The 11924-nt window shown below is 54.8% G+C and carries 10 protein-coding genes; 8 read left to right on the forward strand and 2 right to left on the reverse strand.

Annotated features, from left to right (window positions below; translation table 11 throughout):
• Both MOQ06_RS05915 and MOQ06_RS05920 read left to right on the forward strand, forming a co-directional pair.
• Window positions 1–660 carry a sugar phosphatase gene (locus tag MOQ06_RS05915; RefSeq protein ID WP_176609835.1) on the forward strand — a complete coding sequence of 220 codons (660 nt, stop codon included), beginning with the start codon at window positions 1–3 and terminating at the stop codon, window positions 658–660.
• A gap of 75 nt (window positions 661–735) precedes the next feature.
• Complete coding sequence (locus tag MOQ06_RS05920) at window positions 736–2568, forward strand: SLC13 family permease (protein ID WP_148419926.1); 1833 nt, start codon at window positions 736–738, stop codon at window positions 2566–2568.
• A 51-nt stretch (window positions 2569–2619) separates the two neighbouring features.
• Here the strand turns inward: MOQ06_RS05920 and yfbR are convergent, their stop codons facing one another.
• Complete coding sequence (gene yfbR, locus MOQ06_RS05925; protein ID WP_148419925.1) at window positions 2620–3219, reverse strand: 5'-deoxynucleotidase; 600 nt, start codon at window positions 3217–3219, stop codon at window positions 2620–2622.
• A 117-nt stretch (window positions 3220–3336) separates the two neighbouring features.
• A complete protein-coding gene (gene alaA, locus MOQ06_RS05930) occupies window positions 3337–4551 on the reverse strand; it encodes an alanine transaminase AlaA (protein WP_003861471.1) in 1215 nt (404 codons plus the stop codon).
• Between the two features lie 938 nt (window positions 4552–5489).
• Here alaA and lrhA point away from each other — a divergent pair.
• The 6 genes from lrhA (at window position 5490) to nuoF (ending at window position 11918) form a co-directional block, all read left to right on the forward strand.
• Window positions 5490–6428, forward strand: coding sequence for a transcriptional regulator LrhA (gene lrhA, locus MOQ06_RS05935; RefSeq protein WP_148419924.1), 939 nt, complete (start codon window positions 5490–5492; stop codon window positions 6426–6428).
• Window positions 6429–7058: 630 nt separating this feature from the next.
• A complete protein-coding gene (nuoA, locus tag MOQ06_RS05940; RefSeq protein WP_003861475.1) occupies window positions 7059–7499 on the forward strand; it encodes an NADH-quinone oxidoreductase subunit NuoA in 441 nt (146 codons plus the stop codon).
• 15 nt (window positions 7500–7514) lie between these two features.
• On the forward strand, window positions 7515–8183 hold the full coding sequence (nuoB, locus tag MOQ06_RS05945) for an NADH-quinone oxidoreductase subunit NuoB (protein ID WP_242171907.1): 669 nt from the start codon (window positions 7515–7517) through the stop codon (window positions 8181–8183).
• 95 nt (window positions 8184–8278) lie between these two features.
• Window positions 8279–10081: an NADH-quinone oxidoreductase subunit C/D gene (gene nuoC, locus MOQ06_RS05950; RefSeq protein WP_148419923.1), complete on the forward strand. Its 1803-nt coding sequence runs from the start codon at window positions 8279–8281 to the stop codon at window positions 10079–10081.
• Between the two features lie 2 nt (window positions 10082–10083).
• The gene (gene nuoE / locus MOQ06_RS05955; RefSeq protein WP_006176513.1) at window positions 10084–10584 is read left to right on the forward strand and encodes an NADH-quinone oxidoreductase subunit NuoE; all 501 of its coding nucleotides are present in this window, start codon (window positions 10084–10086) and stop codon (window positions 10582–10584) included.
• The gene (gene nuoF / locus MOQ06_RS05960; RefSeq protein WP_242171909.1) at window positions 10581–11918 is read left to right on the forward strand and encodes an NADH-quinone oxidoreductase subunit NuoF; all 1338 of its coding nucleotides are present in this window, start codon (window positions 10581–10583) and stop codon (window positions 11916–11918) included. Before nuoE ends, nuoF begins: the two co-directional genes overlap by 4 nt.
• Window positions 11919–11924 lie beyond the last annotated feature (6 nt).

Genomic DNA, 11924 nt, shown 5'->3' on the forward strand with positions numbered 1-11924 from the left:
GTGCAGTGTAAAGGTTTTCTGTTTGATCTGGACGGTACGCTGGTGGATTCGCTGCCGGTGGTTGAACGCTCGTGGTGCCACTGGGCCGACCGGCACGGCATCGACCATCAGGACGTACTGAATTTCATCCATGGCAAACAGGCCATTACCTCATTGCGGCACTTCCTGGCGGGACGTTCTGAGGAAGAGATCCAGGCGGAGTTTACCTATCTTGAGCAGATTGAGGCCACCGATACCGACGGCATCACCGCGCTGCCCGGCGCGCGCGAATTGCTTGAGCATCTGAATGAAGCGCAGATCCCCTGGGCTATCGTCACCTCCGGCTCGGTTCCCGTCGCTCACGCCCGCCACAAGGCGGCAGGTTTACCGACGCCGGACGTGTTCATTACCGCTGAACGCGTGAAGCGCGGCAAGCCGGAACCGGATGCGTTTCTGCTCGGCGCCGAGCTGCTTGGCCTTGCGCCTGCGGAGTGCGTGGTTGTGGAAGATGCGGCGGCTGGCGTGCTGGCCGGGCTGAACGCCGGAAGCCACGTCATCGCCGTTAACGTTCCGGCGGGATCGCCCCGGCTGGATGAGGCAGACTTTGTGCTCAACACGCTGACTGCCATCGACGTCTCGAAGACGCCGGACGGCATTGTAACCGTCTCGCTAAAAATGTAATCCCATGATATAGCCCCACGCTGCTGGGGCTTTTTTATGGCAAAATTGCTTCTCCTCCACTGACAAGGACATGTTGTGAACGGTGAACTGATTTGGGTCCTGAGCCTGCTGTTAATCGCCATCATTCTTTTTGCCACGGGCAAGGTGCGCATGGATGCCATCGCCCTGTTCGTGATTGTCGCCTTCGTGCTGAGCGGTACGCTCTCGCTGCCGGAAGCCTTTTCCGGGTTTAGCGATCCCAACGTTATTTTGATTGCCGCCTTGTTTATCATCGGCGACGGGCTGGTACGCACCGGCGTGGCGACGATGATGGGCGCGTGGCTGGTCAAGGTGGCGGGCAGCAGCGAAACCAAAATGCTGATTTACCTGATGCTGACGGTGGCCGGGCTGGGCGCGTTTATGAGCTCAACGGGCGTCGTCGCTATCTTTATTCCGGTGGTGCTGAGCGTCTGCATGCGAATGCAGATCTCCCCGTCGCGCCTGATGATGCCGCTAAGCTTTGCCGGGCTTATCAGCGGCATGATGACGCTGGTGGCGACGCCGCCGAACCTGGTCGTAAACAGCGAACTGATCCGTGAGGGGCTTGAGGGGTTTAGCTTTTTCAGCGTTACGCCGATCGGGCTGGTCGTGCTGGTGATGGGCATTATCTATATGCTGCTCACCCGTTTTGCCCTGAAAGGGGAGAAGCAGGATAACGCCAGAGAGGGCTGGAAGCGGCGCTCCTTTCGCGATTTGATTAAAGAGTACCGCCTGACCGGTCGCGCCCGGCGTCTGGCCATCCGACCGGGTTCGCCCATGGTGGGGCAGCGGCTGGACGATCTCCGGCTGCGCGAACGCTACGGCGCAAACGTGATCGGCGTGGAGCGCTGGCGTCGCTTTCGTCGGGTGATTGTCAACGTGAACGGGGTATCCGAATTCCGGGCGCGCGATGTCCTGCTGATTGATATGTCCACGGCGGACGTGGACCTGCGTGAATTCTGTAGCGAACAGCTGCTGGAGCCGATGGTGCTGCGCGGCGAATATTTTTCTGACCAGGCGCTGGATGTCGGCATGGCCGAGGTGTCACTGATCCCGGAATCGGAGCTGTTGGGTAAAACGGTGCGCGAAATCGGCTTTCGCACCCGCTATGGCCTGAACGTGGTGGGCCTGAAGCGCGATGGCGTGGCCCTTGAAGGAGCGGTAGTGGATGAGCCACTCCTGCTGGGGGATATCTTCCTGGTGGTCGGCAACTGGAAACTGATTAGCCAGCTCGGGCAGAAAGGCCGCGATTTTGTGGTGCTGAATATGCCGATTGAGGAGAGCGACGCGTCCCCGGCGCACAGCCAGGCACCCCACGCGATATTCTGCCTGGTGCTGATGGTCTCCCTGATGCTGACGGACGAGATACCTAATCCCATAGCGGCGATAATTGCCTGCCTGCTAATGGGCAAATTTCGCTGTATCGATGCCGAAAGCGCTTACAAGGCGATTCACTGGCCGAGCATCATTCTTATTGTCGGGATGATGCCTTTTGCCCTGGCGCTACAGAAAACCGGCGGGGTAGATTTGATCGTTAAAGGCTTAATGGACGCGGGCGGCGGTTATGGCCCCTATCTGATGATGGTCTGCCTGTTTGTCATGTGCGCCTCCATCGGACTGTTTATCTCCAACACCGCCACCGCCGTGCTGATGGCACCTATTGCGCTGGCGATGGCGAAATCGATGGGCGTTTCGCCGTATCCGTTTGCGATGATGGTTGCGATGGCGGCGTCCGCGGCGTTTATGACGCCGGTCTCTTCGCCGGTCAATACGCTGGTGCTGGGGCCGGGGAACTATAAATTCAGCGACTTCGTGAAAATTGGCGTGCCGTTCACCGTGCTGGTGATGCTGGTGTGCGTGGTGTTAATTCCGGTCTTATTCCCGTTTTAAGCAGGGGCACGCGCTTCAGGCCGGGCTGGCGATTCTGCCACCCGGCAAACGTCATAGCGGGGAGTCCTGGCTAATCTCATCCAGCGACAGATGGAAGCTCGGCACAAATACCTGCATAAAGTAGTCCATCTCCTCGCTGCGGCGGGATGCCAGGGTTTTTTCCAGCCGCGTTTTCGCCAGCAGGAACTCGTTATTCCCCGCGGATAGCTCTTCCAGACATTTCAGGTACGCGCACAGCGCATCGGCCTGTTTCACCAGGGACTTTTCTTCTTCCGTATACTGATGTTCGTCGATAAGCGGCTCGAAGATATCACGCAGCTCCTCGGGCACCATTTCAATCAGCTTCTGCTGCGCAATCTTCTCGATGGCCTTATATTCCTGCGCAATCTGCGAGTTGAAATACTTCACCGGCGTTGGCAGATCCCCGGTCAGCACTTCCGAAGCATCGTGATACATCGCCAGTAGGGCGATACGCTCGGCATTCACCTGCCCGTTGAATTTGCGGTTCTTAATGGCGGCCAGCGCGTGAGCGACCATGGCAACCTGCAAACTGTGCTCTGACACGTTTTCCGTGCGCACGTTGCGCATCAGCGGCCAGCGGTTGATGAGCTTCAGGCGGGAGAGGTGGGCAAAAAAATGACTCTGACTCATAGGTTACCTTACGTCTTAACAGCGACAGACTTCATTGTGCGGGGAGGGGAGGGAAGATGCAAATTAGCGGATGCTGAAAGCCGGGCAGGTGAAGTGCCACCCGGCAGGCGGGAAAGTTTACTGATGATACCCGGACAGGAAGCGTCCGAAGCGGCTGATGGCCATTTCGAGATCGTCTTCGCGCGGCAGCGTCACGATACGCACGTGGTCCGGCCACGGCCAGTTAAACGCCGTTCCCTGCACCAGCAGCACTTTTTCCTGTAGCAGGAAGTCGAGCACCATTTTCTGATCGTCGTGAATGTTGAAGCGCTTTGCGTCAATTTTCGGGAACATATACAGCGCGCCGTTTGGCTTCACGCAGGAGACGCCCGGGATATCGTTGATTAGTTCCCACGCGCGGTTGCGCTGTTCATACAGACGGCCGCCAGGCACGATGAACTCGCTGATGCTCTGATAGCCACCGAGCGCCGTCTGGATCGCATGCTGCGCCGGTACGTTGGCGCAAAGACGCATGGATGCCAGCATCTCCAGCCCTTCTATATAGCCCTTCGCATGTTTCTTCGGACCGTTCAGCACCATCCAGCCCTGACGGAAACCGGCCACGCGGTAGGTTTTCGACAGGCCGTTAAAGGTGACGGTCAGCAGGTCGGGGGCCAGCGCGGCGATAGAGTGGTGCTGCGCCGCGTCGTACAGGATCTTGTCGTAAATCTCGTCGGCAAAGATGATCAGGTTGTGCTGGCGGGCGATCTCCACGATCTCCATCAGCAACTCTTTTGAGTAGACGGCGCCCGTCGGGTTATTCGGGTTAATGATGACGATACCGCGGGTGCGTGGCGTAATTTTGGCGCGAATATCATCCAGATCCGGGAACCAGTCAGAGGATTCGTCGCACAGGTAGTGGACCGCCTTACCGCTGGACAGCGACACCGCAGCCGTCCACAGCGGGTAATCCGGCGCGGGAACCAGCATTTCGTCACCGCTGTTCAGCAGCGCCTGCATCGCCTGAACGATCAGCTCCGACACGCCGTTGCCAATGTAGATATCTTCCACGGTAACGTCGCGCATACCGCGTGCCTGATAGTGCTGCATGATGGCTTTACGGGCGGAGTAAAGCCCTTTTGAATCGCAGTAACCCTGGGCAGTTGGCAGGTTGCGGATCACATCCACCAGGATCTCATCCGGCGCTTCAAAACCAAATGGCGCGGGGTTGCCGATGTTGAGTTTCAGAACCTTATTGCCTTCCTCTTCGAGACGTTTAGCCTCTTTAAGAACCGGGCCACGGATGTCGTAACAGACGTTGTCGAGCTTGCTGGATTTTTCGATAGGGGACATGAACCTTTAACCTTTTCGCTATTGTTGCTACTTCCTGCCGTGGAAGCTAGCACGGAACAATGTACTCCCACCGCGCTTCGTTTTGAAGGGCGCACAGAAGAAGATTTTGTACGACAGGACGGAGCCGTTGCGATCTCTTAAGCTGAATGCGGACCGATCGGGTTCCTGAATTTATCGCCATACAGGCAAATGTTAGGATTTTTATGCTGAAAATTTAAAATAAATGTGAATATTGTGCTGACGTAAATTAAAAGACGATTGGCGAGGAGGCGTTAGTCGCCGGGTGTGACCTTTCGTAAAACCTGAATGCTAAGATACGCATTGCCTTATTAGCAAAGCCAGGTTAGAAGTTACTCATGTGAAATTAATGTTAAGCGATATTAATGATTGAACTGAATCTAAATTAAACTTTATTTATTATTAACGACGAAAATGCAACTTTCGTTAATTTTAATAAAAAGAGTTTAGCGGCTTATCGGTGGCGGTAAATCTGTAATATTGCAATAAGACTTATAAATATAGTGGATTTGGGTTAAGATGTGTTTCGGGAAAGCGGTTGCGCGATACGCCTGTTACGTATATCGGATTCTGCTTTCCTATATTAATCGATTGTTATTGTTGAAGTTATCTCTGGCTGAATTGGGTGAGTTACATCTTGCTGCGCTGACAACGCTGCGATATAGATAGCAGAAAACCTGTCTTACCCTATATGGAATTTACATCTACCTTCAGACAGCGAAATATCCTGAGCGCAAGAGAATAAAAATAACGTCATGAAACGTGATTTCTGACCGTTGATATACCGCAGTACAATAACTATCTGTCAGGCAGTCTGCCGGGCCGGGACGCGAGGGAAACTCTTCAGAAGGAATTGCTTAACTGTTACACACAGCTTAAACCCGGGCAGCTCCGTACGAGCAACCTGAAAGTGAAAAGATATGATAAATGCAAATCGTCCGATAATGAATCTCGACCTCGATCTGCTGAGAACGTTTGTTGCGGTCGCCGATCTCAACACTTTTGCAGCAGCTGCTGCCGCAGTTTGCCGTACCCAGTCCGCCGTGAGCCAGCAAATGCAGCGGCTGGAACAACTGGTTGGTAAAGAGCTTTTTGCGCGCCATGGGCGTAATAAGCTTTTAACGGAACATGGTATACAGCTTCTGGGTTATGCCAGAAAGATACTGCGCTTTAATGATGAAGCTTGTATGTCTTTAATGTTTAGCAACCTTCAGGGAGTGTTAACATTAGGGGCATCGGATGAATCAGCGGATACCATTTTACCTTTCCTTCTCAATCGTATTAGCTCGGTTTATCCGAAGCTTGCGTTGGACGTTAGCGTTAAACGTAATGCTTTTATCGTTGAGATGCTGAAAGAGAACGAGGTTGACCTGGTGGTCACCACGCATCGGCCCGGTCAGTTTGACTGCCTGACGCTGCGTACCTCTCCCACGCACTGGTACTGTGCGGCGGAGTATGTACTGCAACAGGGTGAGCCAATACCCCTGGTCCTGCTGGACGATCCCAGCCCGTTCCGCGATATGGTGCTGGCCGCGCTTAACGAAGCCAATATTCCCTGGCGTCTGGCGTACGTGGCATCCACGCTTCCCGCCGTGCGGGCCGCGGTGAAGGCTGGACTTGGCGTAACGGCCCGTCCGGTTGAGATGATGAGCCCGGATCTGCGCGTTCTGGGTAAATCCGATGGCCTGCCATCGTTACCGGATACGGAGTACCTGCTTTGCCATAATGCCGCAAGCAACAACGAGCTGGCGAAAGTGGTGTTCGAGGCGATGGAAAACTACCATAATCCGTGGCAGTACGCGCATGTTACTCCCGAAGGAGGGGGGAACCCCCTGATCGTGGAAGGGGATTTTGAGTGATCGTTCCCTCAAAATTCTCGTAACAAAATGTAAGTGCAAAAAAGAGCCACTCGCATGATTTTTTCATGGAGTGGTTTTTTTTTGCTAATCATAACCGCTAGCGCAGTGTGGATAAGTGAAATACCCGTTATTTATCAACGCAGCATATGCTTTTGGTTAAGATGTAAACGATGGCCGTTCTAACTTCCCTCAACCCCCGCCGATGTTAAAAAAACAGGAAATATGTTGCTGTTTTTTTGATTGAATTAACAAAAGCGTGTCTCAGATCAAGAAAATACTCCTATTTGGGGGGAGGAATCGTTGGCAAATCCTGTCAAAATAGGAGGGTTATTTTTTTTACTTCCAAAACGGACACGATTCAACAAGATGCATTTGACGTAAAGTCACCTGGCCACCAGGGTTAAAGGGCATGTTTTGTTAATGAGAATCGCACGATGTAATTTAATGTGAAGAAACCTTTGTTAAAGTTGACAAAAGGTTATAGAAAGGAGTAAAAAACCCCATCATTTTGCTGTCTATGTCTCATTTCAGACAGTTAGTGTAAGGTTATTTGTTCCTCCCCATGAATCGATGTGATGCCCATCTGCCAGCAAGAGCAGTGTCGTCGGTATCACTTTTGATGAGTAAGCAATGAGTATGTCAACATCCACAGAAGTCATCGCTCATCACTGGGCATTCGCAATCTTTCTTATTGTAGCCATTGGCCTGTGCTGCCTGATGTTAGTCGGCGGCTGGTTCCTGGGCGGTCGCGCCCGCGCAAGGCACAAAAACACACCTTTCGAATCAGGTATTGATTCAGTAGGTACCGCTCGCTTACGCCTGTCTGCCAAGTTCTACCTGGTAGCCATGTTCTTCGTCATCTTCGACGTGGAAGCGCTTTACCTCTTCGCGTGGTCTACCTCGATTCGCGAAAGTGGTTGGGTGGGCTTTGTCGAGGCCGCAATTTTCATTTTAGTGTTACTGGCCGGTCTGGTTTATCTGGTGCGTATTGGCGCGCTGGACTGGACACCTGTGCGTTCACGCCGTGAACACATCAACCCGGAAAACAGTATCTCTAATCGTCAGCAGTAACAGCGAGGCAATAAGATGGATTATACGCTCACCCGCATAGATCCTAACGGTGAGAATGACCGTTACCCACTGCAAAAACAGGAGATCGTAACCGACCCCCTGGAGCAAGAAGTCAACAAAAGCGTGTACATGGGCAAGCTCGAGCATGCCATGCACGACATGGTCAACTGGGGTCGTAAGAACTCCATCTGGCCATACAACTTTGGCCTTTCTTGCTGCTACGTTGAAATGGTGACGTCATTCACTGCGGTGCATGACGTTGCGCGTTTTGGGGCCGAGGTACTGCGTGCTTCCCCGCGTCAGGCTGACCTGATGGTGGTCGCCGGCACCTGCTTTACCAAGATGGCGCCTGTTATTCAGCGTCTGTATGACCAGATGCTGGAGCCAAAATGGGTTATCTCCATGGGGGCATGTGCAAACTCGGGCGGTATGTACGACATTTATTCCGTTGTGCAGGGCGTTGATAAGTTCATTCCGGTGGATGTTTACATTCCTGGCTGCCCGCCGCGTCCGGAAGCCTATATGCAGGCGCTGATGCTGCTCCAGGAGTCCATTGGTAAAGAACGCCGCCCGCTCTCATGGGTTGTTGGCGATCAGGGTGTCTATCGCGCGAACATGCAGTCTGAGCGCGAGCGTAAACGTGGTGAACGTATTGCCGTCACCAACCTGCGTACGCCTGACTAAATTTAATTTGCGCCTGTGGGCCTGGAGAACACCTTCGCATATCACTACTCAAATAGCGCGAAGCCAGGCTTAACAGTCACCACGGACCATTTGCAATGGTGAACAATATGACCGACTTAACCGCGCAAGAAGCCGCCTGGCAGACCCGGGATCATCTTGATGACCCCGTCATTGGCGAACTGCGCAACCGTTTTGGGCCGGATGCCTTTACTGTTCAGGCCACCCGCACCGGGGTACCCGTTGTTTGGGTGAAGCGTGAGCAATTACTGGAAGTGGTCGATTTCCTCAAGAAATTGCCAAAGCCTTACGTCATGCTGTTTGACTTACACGGCATGGACGAACGTCTCAGAACGCACCGCCAGGGCCTCCCTGCTGCGGATTTTTCCGTTTTCTACCACCTGATCTCAATAGACCGCAACACGGATATCATGCTCAAGGTGGCATTGTCTGAAAACGACATGCATCTGCCGACGATCACCAAACTTTTCCCGAACGCCAACTGGTACGAGCGTGAAACCTGGGAAATGTTCGGCATGACCTTTGACGGCCACCCCCATCTGACGCGCATCATGATGCCGCAGACCTGGACCGGCCACCCGCTGCGTAAAGACTATCCGGCACGTGCAACCGAATTCGATCCGTTTGAGCTGACTAAAGCCAAGCAGGATCTGGAGATGGAAGCGCTGACCTTCAAGCCGGAAGACTGGGGCATGAAGCGCGGTACCGAAAACGAGGACTTCATGTTCCTCAACCTCGGTCCAAACCACCCGTCCGCGCACGGTGCGTTCCGTATTATTCTTCAGCTTGACGGCGAAGAGATTGTCGACTGCGTTCCTGACATTGGCTACCACCACCGTGGTGCCGAGAAGATGGGCGAGCGTCAGTCCTGGCACAGCTACATTCCGTATACCGACCGTATCGAGTACCTCGGCGGCTGCGTAAACGAAATGCCGTACGTGCTGGCCGTTGAGAAACTCGCAGGCATCACCGTGCCGGATCGCGTTAACGTGATTCGCGTCATGCTGTCTGAACTGTTCCGTATTAACAGCCACCTGCTGTACATCTCCACGTTCATTCAGGACGTCGGCGCGATGACCCCGGTCTTCTTCGCCTTTACCGATCGTCAGAAAATTTACGATCTGGTGGAAGCGATTACCGGTTTCCGTATGCACCCGGCCTGGTTCCGTATCGGCGGTGTGGCACACGACCTGCCGCGCGGCTGGGACCGTCTGCTGCGTGAGTTCCTCGACTGGATGCCGAAGCGTCTGGCCTCTTACGAGAAAGCCGCGCTGCGTAACTCCATCCTGAAGGGCCGTTCCCAGGGCGTTGCTGCCTACGGCGCGAAAGAGGCGCTGGAGTGGGGGACCACAGGTGCTGGCCTGCGTGCGACCGGTATTGATTTCGACGTGCGTAAAGCCCGTCCTTACTCTGGCTACGAGAACTTTGACTTTGAAGTCCCGGTTGGCGGCGGCGTTTCCGACTGCTACACCCGCGTGATGCTGAAAGTGGAAGAGCTGCGCCAGAGTCTGCGCATCCTCGAGCAGTGCCTCAACAACATGCCGGAAGGCCCGTTCAAGGCGGATCATCCGCTGACGACGCCGCCGCCGAAAGAGCGCACGCTGCAACATATCGAAACCCTGATCACCCACTTCCTGCAGGTTTCCTGGGGCCCGGTCATGCCGGCGCAAGAATCCTTCCAGATGATTGAAGCGACCAAGGGTATTAACAGTTACTACCTGACCAGCGACGGCAGCACCATGAGCTACCGTACCCGCGTGCGTACGCCGAGCTTTGCGCACCTTCAGCAGATCCCGTCTGCCATCCGCGGCAGCCTGGTCTCTGACCTGATTGTGTATCTGGGTAGTATCGATTTTGTTATGTCAGATGTGGACCGCTAATTATGCACGAGAATCAACAACCACAAACCGAGGCTTTTGAGCTGAGTGAAGCAGAGCGTGCCGCCATTGAGCACGAGATGCACCACTACGAAGACCCGCGTGCGGCGTCCATTGAAGCGCTGAAAATCGTACAGAAACAGCGTGGCTGGGTGCCGGATGGGGCGATCTACGAGATCGCAAAAGTGCTGGGTATTCCGGCGAGTGACGTAGAAGGCGTAGCCACGTTCTACAGCCAGATCTTCCGTCAGCCGGTAGGCCGCCATGTGATCCGCTACTGTGACAGCGTCGTCTGCCACATTACCGGCTATCAGGGCATTCAGGCTGCGATTGAGAAGAAGCTCAATATCAAGCCGGGCCAGACCACGTTCGATGGTCGCTTTACTCTGCTGCCAACCTGCTGCCTGGGTAACTGCGACAAGGGGCCGACCATGATGATTGATGAGGACACTCACAGCCATCTGACGCCGGAAGCGATTCCTGACCTGCTGGAGCAGTACAAATGAAAACTGTAATTCGTACTGCTGAGACGCATCCGCTGACCTGGCGTCTGCGCGATGACAAACAGCCGGTATGGCTCGACGAATACCAGAGCAAAAACGGCTATGCCGGGGCGCGTAAAGCCCTCGGCGGCATGGCGCCGGACGAGATCGTTAACGCGGTCAAACAGTCTGGTCTGAAAGGCCGCGGCGGCGCGGGCTTCTCCACCGGTCTGAAGTGGAGCCTGATGCCAAAAGATGAATCCATGAACATCCGTTACCTGCTGTGTAACGCCGATGAAATGGAGCCGGGTACCTATAAAGACCGTCTGCTGATGGAGCAGCTGCCGCACCTGCTGGTGGAAGGCATGCTGATCTCCGCGTTCGCGCTGAAAGCGTACCGTGGCTACATCTTCCTGCGCGGTGAGTACATCGAAGCGGCAGAAAACCTGCGTCGCGCGATTGCCGAAGCCACCGAAGCCGGCCTGCTGGGTAAAAACATCCTGGGCACCGGGTTTGACTTCGAGCTGTTCGTGCACACCGGCGCAGGGCGCTATATCTGCGGTGAAGAAACCGCGCTGATTAACTCCCTGGAAGGCCGTCGTGCGAACCCGCGCTCCAAGCCGCCTTTCCCGGCAAGCTCCGGCGTGTGGGGTAAACCGACCTGTGTGAACAACGTCGAAACCCTGTGCAACGTTCCGGCGATCCTCGCCAACGGCGTGGAGTGGTATCAGGGCATCTCTTCAAGTAAAGATGCCGGCACCAAGCTGATGGGCTTCTCTGGTCGCGTGAAAAACCCTGGCGTCTGGGAACTGCCGTTCGGTACCACCGCACGCGAAATTCTTGAAGACTACGCGGGCGGCATGCGCGATGGTCTGAAATTCAAAGCCTGGCAGCCGGGTGGGGCAGGGACCGACTTCCTGACCGAAGCCCACCTTGACCTGCCGATGGAATTCGAAAGCATTGGTAAAGCAGGCAGCCGTCTGGGTACGGCGCTGGCGATGGCCGTCGACCACGAGATCGGCATGGTGTCGCTGGTGCGTAACCTGGAAGAGTTCTTCGCCCGCGAGTCCTGCGGCTGGTGTACGCCGTGCCGTGACGGTCTGCCGTGGAGCGTGAAGATCCTACGTGCAATCGAACGCGGCGAAGGTCAGCCTGGCGATATCGAGACGCTTGAGCAACTGTGTCGATTCTTAGGCCCAGGCAAAACCTTCTGTGCCCACGCACCGGGTGCCGTCGAGCCGCTGCAGAGCGCGATTAAATATTTCCGCGACGAATTCGAAGCAGGCATTAAGCAGCCGTTCAGCAATACCCATTCAATCAATGGTATTCAGCCGAACCTGCTGAAAGCGCGCTGGTAAAAACAG

The sequence above is a fragment of the Enterobacter sp. I4 genome (assembly GCF_022669095.1).
Lineage (GTDB): Bacteria > Pseudomonadota > Gammaproteobacteria > Enterobacterales > Enterobacteriaceae > Enterobacter > Enterobacter pasteurii.